15 protein-coding genes and 1 pseudogene are annotated in these 13,190 nt (G+C 60.9%); 6 read left to right on the forward strand and 10 right to left on the reverse strand.

Annotated elements, in window-relative coordinates:
• Window positions 1–234: 234 nt before the first annotated feature.
• Window positions 235–1,422: a Na+/H+ antiporter NhaA gene (gene nhaA, locus LB528_RS11275; RefSeq protein ID WP_224714918.1), complete on the forward strand. Its 1,188-nt coding sequence runs from the start codon at window positions 235–237 to the stop codon at window positions 1,420–1,422.
• Between the two features lie 53 nt (window positions 1,423–1,475).
• On the opposite strand, the gene LB528_RS11280 is transcribed toward nhaA, so the two are convergent.
• Entirely contained in the window at window positions 1,476–1,976 is a 501-nt protein-coding gene (locus LB528_RS11280; RefSeq protein ID WP_224714919.1) for an MmcB family DNA repair protein, read from the reverse strand.
• A 252-nt stretch (window positions 1,977–2,228) separates the two neighbouring features.
• Here LB528_RS11280 and LB528_RS11285 point away from each other — a divergent pair, with 252 nt between their 5' ends.
• The gene (locus tag LB528_RS11285) at window positions 2,229–2,513 is read left to right on the forward strand and encodes a hypothetical protein (RefSeq protein ID WP_131802866.1); all 285 of its coding nucleotides are present in this window, start codon (window positions 2,229–2,231) and stop codon (window positions 2,511–2,513) included.
• A gap of 19 nt (window positions 2,514–2,532) precedes the next feature.
• On the forward strand, window positions 2,533–3,063 hold the full coding sequence (dcd, locus tag LB528_RS11290; RefSeq protein ID WP_224714920.1) for a dCTP deaminase: 531 nt from the start codon (window positions 2,533–2,535) through the stop codon (window positions 3,061–3,063).
• Between the two features lie 7 nt (window positions 3,064–3,070).
• On the opposite strand, the gene LB528_RS11295 is transcribed toward dcd, so the two are convergent.
• The 3 genes and pseudogenes from LB528_RS11295 to LB528_RS11305 form a co-directional block, all read right to left on the reverse strand.
• Window positions 3,071–3,259 (reverse strand): hypothetical protein, encoded by a 189-nt coding sequence (locus LB528_RS11295; protein ID WP_224714921.1) that lies wholly within the window; start codon window positions 3,257–3,259, stop codon window positions 3,071–3,073.
• A complete protein-coding gene (locus LB528_RS11300; protein ID WP_224714922.1) occupies window positions 3,256–4,032 on the reverse strand; it encodes a hypothetical protein in 777 nt (258 codons plus the stop codon). Before LB528_RS11300 ends, LB528_RS11295 begins: the two co-directional genes overlap by 4 nt.
• Before the next feature lie 633 nt (window positions 4,033–4,665).
• A pseudogene (locus LB528_RS11305) lies at window positions 4,666–5,599 on the reverse strand (IS1595 family transposase).
• 129 nt (window positions 5,600–5,728) lie between these two features.
• On the opposite strand from LB528_RS11305, the gene LB528_RS11310 reads away from it, so the two are divergent.
• Window positions 5,729–5,968: a hypothetical protein gene (locus tag LB528_RS11310; RefSeq protein WP_224714923.1), complete on the forward strand. Its 240-nt coding sequence runs from the start codon at window positions 5,729–5,731 to the stop codon at window positions 5,966–5,968.
• Window positions 5,969–6,020: 52 nt separating this feature from the next.
• On the opposite strand, the gene LB528_RS11315 is transcribed toward LB528_RS11310, so the two are convergent.
• Complete coding sequence (locus tag LB528_RS11315; RefSeq protein ID WP_224714924.1) at window positions 6,021–6,242, reverse strand: hypothetical protein; 222 nt, start codon at window positions 6,240–6,242, stop codon at window positions 6,021–6,023.
• Between the two features lie 156 nt (window positions 6,243–6,398).
• Here LB528_RS11315 and LB528_RS11320 point away from each other — a divergent pair, with 156 nt between their 5' ends.
• Entirely contained in the window at window positions 6,399–6,866 is a 468-nt protein-coding gene (locus tag LB528_RS11320; protein WP_224714925.1) for a nucleoside deaminase, read from the forward strand.
• A gap of 13 nt (window positions 6,867–6,879) precedes the next feature.
• Here the strand turns inward: LB528_RS11320 and cueR are convergent, their stop codons facing one another.
• Window positions 6,880–7,269, reverse strand: a complete 390-nt coding sequence (gene cueR / locus LB528_RS11325) for a Cu(I)-responsive transcriptional regulator (protein WP_224511540.1) — start codon at window positions 7,267–7,269, stop codon at window positions 6,880–6,882.
• Window positions 7,270–7,495: 226 nt separating this feature from the next.
• On the opposite strand from cueR, the gene LB528_RS11330 reads away from it, so the two are divergent.
• The gene (locus LB528_RS11330; RefSeq protein WP_224511539.1) at window positions 7,496–8,113 is read left to right on the forward strand and encodes a L,D-transpeptidase; all 618 of its coding nucleotides are present in this window, start codon (window positions 7,496–7,498) and stop codon (window positions 8,111–8,113) included.
• A 180-nt stretch (window positions 8,114–8,293) separates the two neighbouring features.
• Here the strand turns inward: LB528_RS11330 and LB528_RS11335 are convergent, their stop codons facing one another.
• The 4 genes from LB528_RS11335 to trpS form a co-directional block, all read right to left on the reverse strand.
• Window positions 8,294–8,863 (reverse strand): NifU family protein, encoded by a 570-nt coding sequence (locus LB528_RS11335; RefSeq protein WP_224511537.1) that lies wholly within the window; start codon window positions 8,861–8,863, stop codon window positions 8,294–8,296.
• Window positions 8,864–9,010: 147 nt separating this feature from the next.
• A complete protein-coding gene (locus LB528_RS11340; RefSeq protein ID WP_224714926.1) occupies window positions 9,011–11,179 on the reverse strand; it encodes a glycogen debranching N-terminal domain-containing protein in 2,169 nt (722 codons plus the stop codon).
• Between the two features lie 290 nt (window positions 11,180–11,469).
• Window positions 11,470–11,961, reverse strand: a complete 492-nt coding sequence (locus tag LB528_RS11345) for a universal stress protein (RefSeq protein ID WP_224511534.1) — start codon at window positions 11,959–11,961, stop codon at window positions 11,470–11,472.
• Between the two features lie 98 nt (window positions 11,962–12,059).
• Entirely contained in the window at window positions 12,060–13,127 is a 1,068-nt protein-coding gene (gene trpS / locus LB528_RS11350; RefSeq protein ID WP_224511531.1) for a tryptophan--tRNA ligase, read from the reverse strand.
• Window positions 13,128–13,190: the final 63 nt, after the last annotated feature.

A 13,190-nucleotide genomic window follows, 5' to 3' on the forward strand; every position in this document is an offset into this window, starting at 1 on the left:
GTCCGAAAGGACGACCAGGATCCACTCGGCCTCCTTCCCACTTCAACCATACACCAGAACCAACACACAGGATCCTCCGGTCTGCGCCGCGTCGCTTCGCTTGCTTCGCCCGTGGATGACGAAGCGACGGGCGTTTCGGCCAACTTCCGAAGCAGGCTTGCTTCGCCAGCGGGGCTGCGCATCATTACGTTATAGGTTTCCGGCCGTCAGGTCGGGGTGACGGGCGGAGGGACCATGCGAGACGAACGGTCGAAATCGATCCTGCGCGATTTCCTCGATGGTGAGGCCGCCGGCGGCATCATCCTGATGGTGGCCGCAGCTCTTGCGCTGATCGTCGCCAACTCGCCTTTGGCTGAAACCTATTTCGCCGTCTTGCACGCCTATCTCGGGCCGCTCAGCGTCTCGCACTGGATCAATGACGGGCTGATGGCGGTGTTCTTCCTGCTGGTCGGGCTGGAGATCAAGCGCGAGATGCTCGACGGGCAGCTCTCGACCTGGCCCCGCCGCGTGCTGCCGGGCATTGCCGCTGCCGGCGGCATGGCGGTGCCGGCGCTGGTCTATGTCTTGGTCAACCGCGAAAATCAGGCAGCGCTCTCCGGCTGGGCGATCCCCACCGCCACCGACATCGCCTTCGCGCTGGGCGTGCTGTCGCTGCTCGGCAGCCGTGTGCCCGCTTCGCTGAAGGTCTTCCTCACCGCTCTGGCCATCATCGACGATCTCGGCGCCGTCATCATCATCGCGCTGTTCTACACCAGCGGCCTGTCGCTCACTTATCTGACCGCCGCCTTCGTCGTCATCGCCTTGCTCGTCGTGCTCAACCGCATGCAGGCCATGAAGCTCTGGCCGTATCTCCTGCTCGGCGTCGTCTTGTGGGTGCTGGTGCTGAAATCGGGCGTGCATGCCACGCTCGCCGGCGTCGCGCTGGCGCTCACCATTCCGCTGGAGCGTTCGCCCGGCATCGGCCACGAAACAGAACATTCGCCGTTGCACCGGCTGGAGCACGGACTGCACAAGCTTGTGCCGTTTCTCGTCATTCCGATCTTCGGCTTCGCCAATGCCGGCGTCTCGCTCGGCGGCCTGAGCTTTGCAGCCCTTGTCGAGCCGCTGACGCTGGGCGTCGCCGCCGGCCTGGTTCTCGGCAAGCTGGTCGGCGTTTTCGGCTCCTCGGCGCTGGCGATCCGCTTCGGCCTCGCCGACCTGCCGGCCAATGCCGGCTGGCTGCATATGCTGGGCATTTCGCTGCTTTGCGGCATCGGCTTCACCATGAGCCTGTTCATCGGCCTGCTCGCCTTCGCCGGCGACCCGGCGCTCCAGGACACGGTGAAGGTCGGCATCCTTGCCGGCTCGCTGATTGCCGCGCTGCTCGGCGCCGCCGTCCTGCTAACGGCGGCGGCCGGCGGGGCGGAAGAGGAAGTGGAATAGGTCAGGCTGCAACGGCTATTTCCTCTTCCGCCTAGTGCGGCGAGGAACAGACGCTACTCGCTCTCGCCATCCAGCGCCGGCACCGCCACGCCGGCAAGCTCGGCCGCCAGGAGCCGCGCGGCGCCCGCGCGGGCAATCCGCAGCATCAGCGCCTTGCGCGTCGGAGCCGCCATGCGGTGCTCGGGTGCATCGCGCAGGATCTCGGCGTCATAGCCGTCTGAAAGGATGAAGCCGCATTCCTCGGGGAAGATGTCCTGGGGAACGCCGGGATGGGTGGCGAAGAAGAAGCGGTCGGAATGCAGCCGGTAGTCCGGCCATTTGCGGTCGGCCCTGAAATCCTCGATCGAGGATTTGATCTCGATGATCCAGATGTCGCCCTGCCTGGTCAGCGCCACGAGATCGGCGCGCCGCCCTGTGGCCAGGGAAAGCTCCGGCATCACATGCGCGCCCATTTCGGCAAGCAGCCGCTGCACGCCGCGGCGCACCAGCATGGCGCGCTCCGACTGGCGGCCGTCAATCAACGGGTTGAGGGAAATCGGGGAAACGAGTGGCATGGGAGGCACCATGCCAGATTTTGTTCACGGTTTGAACCCCTGTCGGGCCGGCGATTATCTGGTTGACAAACCAAGGAACGGATCATTAACCCTTGCGTTCGATTATGAGAACAAAACGTGATTCGATTGTTTGAGGAAATTAGGCATAATGTTCCTGCTTTGTTCTGCAGTCAGGCTGGAGCAAGGAAAGGTGTTGAAAACAAGCTGGGCGGATAGGCAAATCAGGTCCGTTGGCCCAGTTTGGCGAAAACCTTGAAAAATGAAGCCCGCTACAGGAGGTCAAGAATGTTTTTAAAATGCACGCCCATAATGGATGGTCCCGGCCCCCTAGAGACGATTGTTAAAATTCAAACCGCGGAAGGGACTCAGGAGGAGGTTGCTGTATATAAGGGTCTTGTCAATAATGGTTTTCTGGAAGTTGGCCCCCCTATTGTCAGCACGTCGGATAAGGTTTTGATTGAGTTGCCTACAGAATCGGCCTCCGGCAGATGGAGAATTTGGGTGGCGGATTCTCAATTTAGCAGCAAGGCTGCCTAAGCCCGTTTGGGAGGGGTCAATGATACTGACGGATAGAGAGATCCGAATAGCTTTGCAGCAAAAGCAGATCGTCATTGACCCCGAGCCCCATCTCACAATCGCAATTTCCTCAACTAGTATTGATCTAACTCTAGACGATAATTTTGCGACTTGGCCTCAAATTAACGGCCTTTCAATTCGACCCGGCGCCCCAGGTTACAGCTACGCAGCAGTTGCCGGTCTTCAGGTAAAACAACAGTCGCCCACCTTCGCCCTGCAACCTGGTCGTTTCGTGCTAGCGTGGACAAAGCAGAGGGTTAACATTCCCTACACATCCCGTCTCGCAGCTAGGGTTGAGGGGAAAAGTTCACTGGCAAGGCTCGGAGTAAGCGTCCACGTTACGGCTCCTATCGTACACGCCGGGTTCAACAATCGCATTCAATTAGAAATGTTTAATTTTGGGCAGAACGAAGTCGTTCTAGACGCCGGGATGTGGATTTGCCAACTTGTATTCGAGCATACAGCCGGAACGCCCGATAAGGGCTACTCTGGAATGTTTCAGGGCAATTGACGGATAATTATTTCCCTTCGCGCTTCCGCCGCGCCAGTTCCTTTATCTGCGCATTGGTGAGCTTCGGCGCGTGAGCGATCTTGCCTAGAGCGGACTCAAAGGCTTCGTCCGATTGGTCAGTTCCAAGTTCCCGCGCGGCTTTGCGAAACTTCTCGACTTGTGATTCCTCCGCCCTTGGGGCGGGCTTCTTGGTCACTGGAAAGCGTCTCCTTTGTCGCTGTCGTCCTCATAAACCAAATCAAAGCTATTTTCGAGGATTTGAAGCCAGAGTTTCCGCTTAGCTTTTGTCCAATTTGAACCCGGAGGGGGCAGGCGATCTATCAATCCCTTAATGATGGGATCCAAAGTCGGCGTATCGCCCCCGCCACTTGATCCTCCACCACTACCACCCTTGCCTACTCCGTCATCGTTTGCCCTGAACGATGCAGATGCGGGTACGACCAAGCGATTGCGGCCACTCTCGTAAAATCCCGCTTCCTCAGCGGATCGTTCCAAGGCTTGACGAGCCCGTGATGTCTGTTTGGCCGCTACGCCCCAGGTTTTGATATCGCGCTCGAAAGCAGCCGCAGGCGGCACAACTCCGCCTTTATAATTCTCATATACGAGCTTGTAGAGAGGAACCGTCAGGAAGGCCTCTACCTTGGCCTTGCGCTCTTGAGTTGGGTCGGCGGACATACGTCCGAGCGGTGTTAACTTGAGGCCCGGCCCATTCGGTTCCATGAGCCCGAACATTCGAGTAGTGCCGATGCGGACTCGGAACCCGCTGCTTTTGGGGCTCAGGTTCATCCAAGCGGCCAACTGGTCCTCTGTGGCCTCTCCCTGTCCCACGTTCTCATGAAGCTTCCGAACGACTTCAAGCGCGTCCGATAGGGACATGTAGGGGAATTGTATCGTGGAACGTTCACGTTCCATCGATCCCGAACTTTCTTCGGTTGTCTGCTCTTCCTGATGTTCAAACTCTGTGTTCATCCCGGAGGCATCCTTCTTTCAAAAAATGAACAGAACAATGTTAGAACCTTGGATAGCTCTCATATAGAAATATGCAGAAAATGGCAATGGCCTGATTTTATGCATTATGGAGGTTAGCGCGCCGCCGCACGAAGGTTAGGCATTGACGGTCGGACGCAGATGTGTCCTATTGCCACGCGCGGCAAGCCGCCAACATGATTCCATGAGGATAGGGAATGAACGGAACCAGCAGCCTCTCGCGCTCCGGCCATCGGCGTTAGAGGGGAGACTAATAGAAAGGCCGCAAACCCGGCTTCAACGGGAATGCGGCCCAGATGACCAGCAGTCGAAAAGGGCGGTAGAGGCCCCGCGACCACTAGAGTTCACACCCTAGAATCGCATCTCTGCCGCCTCTTTTCAAGGCCCCCGCTCTGAAAAGAAGGTGTTGCGATGGTATGGGTCAATCCCTACACGCGCTTCCGTTTCGGACGCATCGAATCCGTCTGCGGCCATTTTCGAAGCCGATAAGACGGCGCTAGCGGCGTAGCCGCCTTGCCGTTCCGATCAACCTAACTTGCCGGGGACTAGATCCCCGGCTTTTTCTTGCGGTAGCACATCGCCAGAGTCGGCTTGCGGCAGTGCCTGCGCTTATCGTCAAGCAGGTCTGCGATAGGTGAGGCGCTTACCCTTCACGCCGTTCAAGGCGATGAAAGCGCGGGTGCCGTCATCGATACCAAGCGCGACGCGGTTCGAATAGCGGAAATCAAACTCGGCAAGCGGTGCAGATGGTGTTCGCTGCAATGCTGGTAGACGCCCTTCATGCCGCGCTTGAAGATCGAGAAGAAGCCTTCAACGGTGTTGGTGTGGACGTTGCCGCGAACATATTCTTGGAGTGCGTGACAAATTCATGCGAGGCGAAATCCCGGCTGACCTGGCGATAGATGCCGCTTTCGTCGGTCATGAGCGCGCTTTCCTTGGCGATGTTCGCGCGGACGATGGGCATGACGTTGCCCATGCGGGCGGTATCGACATGGAAGGAACGGGCCTTGCCGCCGCGCTCGACAAGCGTGACAACAGTGTTCTTGTGGGCGCTGCCACCACGCTTGACGGGAGAGCCCTGCAAATGACCGATATACGTTTCGTCGGCCTCAACGGTCTTGCCGTTGCCGCCCATCAGAGCAAGCTCGCCAGAGGCCATAGCAAGGCGAATGCGATGGCACAGGAACCAAGCGGCCTCATAGGTGCATTCGAGTATGCGGTGCATCTGGTGTGCGCTGATACCCTTCTTAGAGGCGCACATAAGGTGGATGGCCTGTAGCCACTTGGTGAGCGGCAGATGGCTTTCCTCGAAGATCGTGCCCATGCGGACGGTGAACTGCGAACGGCAGGCGCTGCATTTGTACAGGCCGTGGCGCTCGACACCGTTCGGGTTCTTTTTGGAAGGCTTGGTGCGAACGCCTTTCAAAGCATAGTGGCGATCAACGCTACCGCACTTGGGGCAAACAGGACCATTCGGCCACAGTATGGATTCGACATGCCCGAAAGCCTTGGCTTCGTCATGGAATTCGGGGCGGGACAGAACGGACATGGCTAACTCCTATGCCGTTTACCCTACGTAATCGGTTTGGGTTTGTCAGCCAGATAATCGCCTTTACGCAGGCGATTATATAATTTGACAGGCCAAGCCATGCCAACTTACGGGAACTCAGGAGCAGCCATGGCCGACAAAAGTCAGCACTCACCAATCATCAGAGGTATTCTCATCGCCGAGGTGCTTGTTGGCGGCGCATTTGTCGCCTTTTGGCTATGGACGGGGAAGGCCACCATCCCAAAGCACGGCGGCGGCTTGGTAACCTTGGATCGGGTTGAAGACCCATATCTCTATTGGTTCCTGCTGGTTGCAATTTTAGGCGCGCTCGTAGCTCTGCCGCTCCGGTATATCTACAAGGGTCGCTGACACGCTAGGCGTTCACCGCGATAGCCGCCCCGCCCGCCCGAATGCTGGCTCCTTACCGTGAGTCCCTCGCTCGAAATTCATCCGCCAGAAGCCTGGCGAGGTGGTCGCGGCTCAGGCTCAATGCCTCTTTCAGGAACCACAGGAAGTTGCTCGGACCGTCTGTCGGCAGGCCGTTCTCTTCCGCTTGGGTGATGACCGCGCGCTGGCGCTCGATCCGCTGTTCGATCTCGCGGATGTGCTGCTCGACACGTTCGATGTCGTCCTGGAAACCCATGGCCGGCAATCTCATTTGTGCGGTCGTCAGAATAGCACCAAAATCAGAATAGGCGGAGCGCAAAGCCAAATGGGGACGTTCGAGCCGTAGTCGAGCGAAGATTAATTATTGCTAATCATATTCCTTGGCAGCAATCTCGCCGTAAGAGGATTTCCCATGACCCGCGATCAGATGCTCGCCCACCTTAGGTCCGCGGATGCTGTCGCGCGCGAGGCGGCGGCGCATGGGCATCCGTTCGGCTGCGTGCTGGTCGGGCCGGACGACCGCGTTTTGATGCGGCAGGGCAATCTCGACACGGTGCGCCATGCCGAGACCGAGTTGGCCCGTCGCGCCGCGGCGGCCTATGAGCCGGAGTTCCTGTGGCAATGCACACTGGTCTCGACCTTCGAACCGTGCGCGATGTGCGCCGGCACGATGGACTGGGCGAATATCGGGCGCCTGGTCTACGGGGTCGAGGAAACCAGCCTCTTGGCGCTCACCGGGGATCATGCGGAGAATCCGACGATGAATCTCGCCTCGCGCACCGTCTTCGCCTCCGGCCAGAAGAAGATCGAGGTCTTCGGCCCCTTTCCCGAAATCGCAGACGAGATGCTCGCCCCGCACCGCGATTTCTGGAAGCGCTGACAGGCCTTGGGCCTCAGGCCGCTCCCGCCATGTCGTCCAGGATCGGGCAGTCCGGCCGGTCGTCGCCGTGGCAGGCATGGATCAGCTTCTGCAGCGTCGAGCGCATCGACTGCAATTCGCGCACCTTCTCCTCGATCGCCCTGACATGGGCGGCGGCGATCTCGCGCACGTCGTGGCTGGCGCGGTCGCGATCCTGATAGAGCGCCATAAGCTGCCTGCAATCGTCGATTGAGAAGCCGAGATTGCGCGCGCGGCGCAGGAAGGCCAGCCGGTGGATATCCTCGCCCGAGTAATCGCGATAGCCGTTCTCGGCCCGCGCCGGGCGGATCAGACCGATCTCCTCATAGTAGCGGATGGTCTTGGCCGGCAGGCCGGAACGCTCGGCGGCATCACCGACATTCATGACGCTCTCCTCGAACCCAGGCGGCTCTATGAACCGCCTCATTGATTTTGTTTCACAATCCGGTGAGGCCTGTTGCGGAAATGCCGCAGTTCGGCACTTACCGGCGCGTAAGGTCTTGCATATAGGCAGTGCGCGCTTGGCAAGCAAAAGAAATGCCAGCATGAATGATGACAACAAAGCGGCCGACTCGTGCCGCTGGCATCCAGGCGGGGCATCGGACCAATTCATGCGCTTGAAGTCATTTGCAATCCTCGCCGCTCTTGCGCTGTCGGCCGCGATCAGCGGGTGCAGCACCATCGGCGGGCAAATCTTCACCAACAACTATGGCGCGATGACCGATGCCGGCTATCAGCTGCCGCGTATTCCGATCGAGAAGGTGCCCGCCAAATATCATCGGCAGGAAGTGCGCTATGACACTTCGGAGAAGCCGGGCACCATCATCGTCGATACCCAGAACAAGTTCCTCTATTTTGTCGAAGGCGACGGCATGGCGATGCGCTATGGCATCGGCGTCGGCCGCGAAGGTTTTGAATGGCACGGCACCGCTCATATCGCGCTGAAGCGCGAATGGCCGACCTGGACGCCGCCAGCGCCGATGATCAAGCGCCAGCCCGAGCTCGCCAAATTCGCCGGCGGCATGGAGCCGGGCCTGAAGAACCCGCTCGGCGCGCGTGCCATGTATCTCTTCAACAAGGGCGGCGACATGGGCTATCGCCTGCATGGCAGCCCGGAATGGTTCTCGATCGGCAAGGCGATGTCGTCGGGCTGCATCCGGCTGATGAACCAGGATATTATCGACCTCTACGACCGCACGTCGGTCGGCGCCAAGGTCATCGTGTTGTAAGGACCATGATCCCGAAAAGTGGGAACCGGTTTTCGGAAAAGATCATGGTCAACTAAAAAGTTTCGCAGGCGGACCGTCTAGGCAACACAAGACGTCCTGAAAACAGAAAACCGGGCTGTTGGGGCCCGGTTTTTTGTTTTTGCGATAGGGCTGGTTGCGCAGCAACCGGCCGGGAATGCGTCAGGCGACTTGCTCGACCTGCTGCACTTCGGGAACGAAATGGCGAAGCAGGTTCTGGATGCCGTGCTTCAGCGTCGCCGTCGACGACGGGCAGCCGGCGCAGGCGCCCTTCATATGCAGGAACACCGTGCCGTTCTCGAAACCGCGGAAGGTGATGTCGCCGCCGTCCTGGGCAACGGCTGGGCGCACGCGCGTGTCGAGCAGTTCCTTGATGGTCAGCACCAGCTCTTCGTCTGCCTTGTCGTAGAACTCGGCGGTGCCGCCGGCGTCGCTCGCCGGAGCGGCCGAGGCCATGACCGGCGCGCCGGACATGAAATGCTCCATGATGGCGCCGAGGATCGCCGGCTTCAGATGCTGCCAGTCAGGGCCGTCCTTGGTCACGGTGATGAAGTCATAGCCGAAGAAAACGCCGGTGACGCCCGGGATCTCGAACAGACGGCCGGCCAGCGGCGAGGCCTCCGCCGCGGCTTCGGCGTTGCGGAAATCGGCGGTGCCTTCGCGCAGCACTTCCTTGCCCGGCAGGAATTTCAGCGTTGCCGGGTTCGGCGTCGATTCGGTCTGGATGAACATGGGTATCTCCAAGCCCTTCGCGGGCCGATAGTTTGGAATAATTCTAAATAGGCTCTATCGGCTGGACATTCAAGCGAAACGCGTCGCCGGAACGGCTGGCTGGCGGAATGTTTTTGCCATGGCTGGAGGTTCGAACCATGGCAGCCCTCATCCTCCGACTTCGACGGTCAATTGTCCACTCGTCTGCAGGACATTGACCTCGGCGCCGCCATCCGTTCGCCTGAATTCGAGATCGGCGCTGCCCTTGCCGACACGCAATCCGCGAAGCGCGATACGATTCACGAAACCGGGCATCCGCGGCCGCACGATCCGCAGCTTGTTCGCGAAACCGTCGGGTTCCAGGCCAAGGCACACCGTCAGCAGGAAGGGCGCTGTTCCGGCCGCCCAGGCCTGCGGGTGGCAAGCCACCGGGTAATGTACCGGCACCTGGAAATCGTTGCGCGGAAAGCCCGCCATCGCTTCGGGCAGCCTGTGATGACGAAAGTGCATCGCAGCCTCGGCGATGCCCGTGAAGATGCGCAGCGCCGCCTCGTCCTCGCCATGTTGCCGGCAGCCGGCCGCCACCAGCGCATTGTCGTGCGGCCAGACCGTTCCGAGGTGGTAGCCGACGGGATTGTAGCGCCTTTCCGAGGTGGCAAGCGTGCGCACGCCCCAGCCGTTGAACATGTCGTCCCGCATCAGCCGCGCCACGGAACGGCGGCCCTTGTCGCGGTCCGCGATACCGCACCACAACGCATGTCCGGGGTTCGAGGAAACGACCGCGACCGGGCGGCTTCTTGCTTCCAGCGCGAGGGCGAAGATCCCTTGGTCCTCGCACCAGAAGTCGCGGTTGAAGCGTATTCGAAGCCTGTCGGCCTCTTGGCGAAGCTGTCTTGCGCGGTCAGCTTCGCCGTTGCGCTCATAGAGGTCGGCGATGGCCTGTTTGGCGGCAAAGACATAGCCCTGCACCTCGACGAGGGCGACCGGCGGTCTGGCGAGGCTGCCATCGGCTCTCACGATCGCGTCGCCCGAGTCCTTCCATCCCTGGTTGATGAGACCCTCGGTGGAACTGCTCCGGTATTTAACGTAGCCCTCGCCATGGTAGTCTCCCGCCTTGGCGATCCAATCCAACGCCTTTTCCACCGGCGCCTGCAATTCGCGAAACAGGTCGAGATCGCCGGTCCAGGCGGCATGACGGCCGAGAAGCAACAGGAAGAGCGGGGTAGCGTCCACCGTGCCATAGAACCTGGCATGAGGGACATCGCCGGCGCGCGCGAGCTCGCCGACGCGCAGTTCGTGCAGGATCTTGCCGGGCTGCTCCTCCCGCCATCGATCCGTACGGCTTCCCTGATAGCTGGCCAGGAGGCGGAGCGTCTGGGCGGCGATCTCCGGCTGGAAGGCCAGCATTTCCAGCGCGACGATCAGGCTGTCTCGCCCGAACAGGGCAACGAACCATGGCACGCCGGCGGCAAAATATTCACGCCTCCCCAACTCCGAGCGCAGCATCGCGACATCGCGCAGGGATCTCTCCATGATGCTGTTGAGCAGAAGGCTGTCGCTGTCGAGCTTCGTATGCTGCTCCAGCCATTCTTCGGAATTCGTCCGGAGTTTGCCGGCAACGCCCTCGAGTGTGGCCGCCGGACGCTGATCCAGTTGCCCGGCCTCGGCGTCCTCCGGCTGTTCCTCCAAGGCGATGGTCACCGCGATGGTTCGTGTGGCTCCGGCCGGCACGTCGATCTGGAATTCGGCCGCCGTCTTGTGCGTGGCGTCAGGGCGGGGCGAGAATGCGACCGTCGCCATCCTGCGGAGCCGGTCGGCGCCGTGATAGGCGAAATGCAGCCTGCCGTCCCGCCAGGCGGGCCGTTCGGCCCTGCCGAGATTTTGCCGCACCAGCCCGCGGACGTTGAAGATGTCCTCGAAGCCGGCGCCGAACTGCAGGCTCAGCGGAAACTCGTGCGCCTCATGTCCCAGATTCTGGATGGTCAAGACTTCCCTGACGCATGTCTGTTCGGCGTCCAGAATGCGTTCCCAGCGAATGCCGAGTTCGTCCTTGGGGATCAATCGATCCTTGTTGGAGTGCAGGTCGGGGTTGGTCAGCTCGAAGAGTGCCGCGTACCCTTTCTGAGCGGTCGAGGCCAGGACGATCGGCGTCAGGCCGGCCAAAGTCATCTGATAGCCGCCGATGAAGCGGCAGTCATGAAAATAGAGCCCGAAGCCGTGCCCTTCGCTTACAGGTATCTGCGCATCGGCGGCGATGACGTAATACAGATCGAGGCTCTTGACGGTGATCGCTCCGGCGATGCTGTCGACCATCGCCGGGTGGCCCTTGGTAAGCACCCGATGCTTGCGCTCTTGCTGCGCACGAGGCGTCTGCCGGGCTTTTTCCTGGGCTCGGGCCGATTGCGGGCGCGGCCGCGCTGGTGGTTCGGCGCCCGTCGCTTTCGCCCTCGATTGTTCGCGTCGGCCTGCCCGTTGTTCTGTTTCGGTCATCGGCCCTCCATTGGAATGCACATGATTCCAAATGGCGCGCCGCAAACGCCGGCCAAGGGTGGCGTTATTCTTGTGTCGGCTTGGGTATTATGCGCCGCGGGTGAGAAGCCCAGCGCTGGCCGGAGGGCCTTCGCAAATCAGGCCAGGCTGTCGATCTCTTCGTCGGACAGGTTCTGCGGCACGACCGTCACCGGAATCGGAAAGGCCGCGCCGCGGCCGGCAACCGCGCTGACCAGCGGTCCCGGACCTTCCTTGCCGGCGCCGGCCGCCAGCACCAGGATGGCAATGTCCTGGTCTTCCTCGATCAGCTTGTGGATCTCTTCGGTCGGCTTGCCCTCGCGCACCACCAGCTCCGGCTCGATGCCGACGCTCTGACGCACCTTGTTGGCGTAGCCGTCGAGCGCTCCGCGCGCCGTCGCGTTGGCTTCCTCGCGCATGATCTTTTCCACGCCAAGCCAGTGCTGGAAATCGTCCGGCTCGATGACATAGAGCAGCACCAGCACGCCGCCGGTGTGCTGCGCCCGCTTCGAGGCGTAGGCGACGGCGCGCTCGCATTCCGGCGTGTCGTCGATGATCGCCAGGAACTTGCGGCGATGGCCGGCTTCGCGGCTGAGGCGTTTGGAGACCATTTCTATCTGCTCGGTATGGTTCGGCCGCAATCTGCCACCGCCAGGAGCCGGCGGCAAGCCGCCGGCCGGCATGGCGATGGCTCAGCAAGACCGCTCGATCAGTCCTGCAGCAGGCCGATGATGTCGCGAACCGTCTTCATCGTGCCCTCGGCGATTGCGCGGGCCCGCTCGCCGCCATCCTTGAGCACGGCGTCGACATAGGCGCGGTCACCCTCGATCCGGCGCATCTCGGAAGCGATCGGCGCCAGCTTCTCCACGGCCAGATCGGCAAGCGCCGGCTTGAACACGGAAAACTGCTGGCCGCCATATTCCTTCAGCACGTCTTCCTTCGAGATCTCGGCGAGGCCGGCATAGATGCCGACCAGGTTTTCCGCCTCGGGCCGGCTTTCCAGTCCGTCGATCTCGCTCGGCAAGGCCTCCGGATCGGTCTTGGCCTTGCGGATCTTCTTCGAGATGGTGTCGGCGTCATCGGTCAGGTTGATGCGCGACAGGTCGGACGGGTCCGACTTCGACATTTTCTTGGAGCCGTCGCGCAGGCTCATGATGCGCGCCGCCGGACCGCCGATCACCGGTTCGGTGATCGGGAAATAGCCGTTCACCGTCTCTTCGCCGACCCGCATTTCGACGCCGACGCCAAGTGCTGCGATCTTCTCGGAGAAGTCGTTGTTGAATTTCTGCGCGATGTCGCGGGTGAGCTCCAGATGCTGCTTCTGGTCCTCGCCCACCGGCACATGGGTGGCGCGGTAGAGCAGGATGTCGGCGGCCATCAGGCTCGGATAGGCGAGCAGGCCGAGCGAGGCGTTCTCGCGGTCCTTGCCGGCTTTATCCTTGAACTGCGTCATGCGGTACATCCAGCCGATGCGCGCCACGCAGTTGAAAATCCAGGCAAGCTCGGCATGCTGGATGACCCGCGACTGGTTGAAGACGATGTGCTTCCTCGGGTCGATGCCGGAGGCAAGGAACGCCGCGGTGATCGAGCGCGTCTGGTCACCCAGGTCCTGATGCACGAGCTGCGCCGTCAGCGAATGAAGGTCGACGACGCAATAGATGCAGTCGGACTGTTCCTGGAGGGCGACGAATTTCTTGATGGCGCCGAGATAATTGCCGAGATGCAGATTGCCGGTCGGCTGGACGCCTGAAAAGACGAGTGGCTTGAAGGCGGACATGATTTCCTCAGGGCTTGTGGAGGGCCGTATAAGCGTGATTCCAAAAAGTTGCAGACTTTTTGG

The organism is Mesorhizobium sp. CA4 (genome assembly GCF_020165075.1).
In the GTDB taxonomy this organism is placed as follows: domain Bacteria; phylum Pseudomonadota; class Alphaproteobacteria; order Rhizobiales; family Rhizobiaceae; genus Mesorhizobium.

Coding starts and splice junctions, on each gene's coding strand:
- LB528_RS11330 (WP_224511539.1), top strand. CDS start 7,496: ATGCGCTTGAAGTCATTTGCAATCCTCGCCGCTCTTGCGCTGTCGGCC.
- LB528_RS11310 (WP_224714923.1), top strand. CDS start 5,729: ATGGCCGACAAAAGTCAGCACTCACCAATCATCAGAGGTATTCTCATC.
- trpS (WP_224511531.1), bottom strand. CDS start 13,127: ATGTCCGCCTTCAAGCCACTCGTCTTTTCAGGCGTCCAGCCGACCGGC.
- cueR (WP_224511540.1), bottom strand. CDS start 7,269: ATGAATGTCGGTGATGCCGCCGAGCGTTCCGGCCTGCCGGCCAAGACC.
- LB528_RS11300 (WP_224714922.1), bottom strand. CDS start 4,032: ATGAACACAGAGTTTGAACATCAGGAAGAGCAGACAACCGAAGAAAGT.
- LB528_RS11320 (WP_224714925.1), top strand. CDS start 6,399: ATGACCCGCGATCAGATGCTCGCCCACCTTAGGTCCGCGGATGCTGTC.
- LB528_RS11280 (WP_224714919.1), bottom strand. CDS start 1,976: ATGCCACTCGTTTCCCCGATTTCCCTCAACCCGTTGATTGACGGCCGC.
- LB528_RS11345 (WP_224511534.1), bottom strand. CDS start 11,961: ATGGTCTCCAAACGCCTCAGCCGCGAAGCCGGCCATCGCCGCAAGTTC.
- dcd (WP_224714920.1), top strand. CDS start 2,533: ATGATACTGACGGATAGAGAGATCCGAATAGCTTTGCAGCAAAAGCAG.
- nhaA (WP_224714918.1), top strand. CDS start 235: ATGCGAGACGAACGGTCGAAATCGATCCTGCGCGATTTCCTCGATGGT.
- LB528_RS11315 (WP_224714924.1), bottom strand. CDS start 6,242: ATGGGTTTCCAGGACGACATCGAACGTGTCGAGCAGCACATCCGCGAG.
- LB528_RS11335 (WP_224511537.1), bottom strand. CDS start 8,863: ATGTTCATCCAGACCGAATCGACGCCGAACCCGGCAACGCTGAAATTC.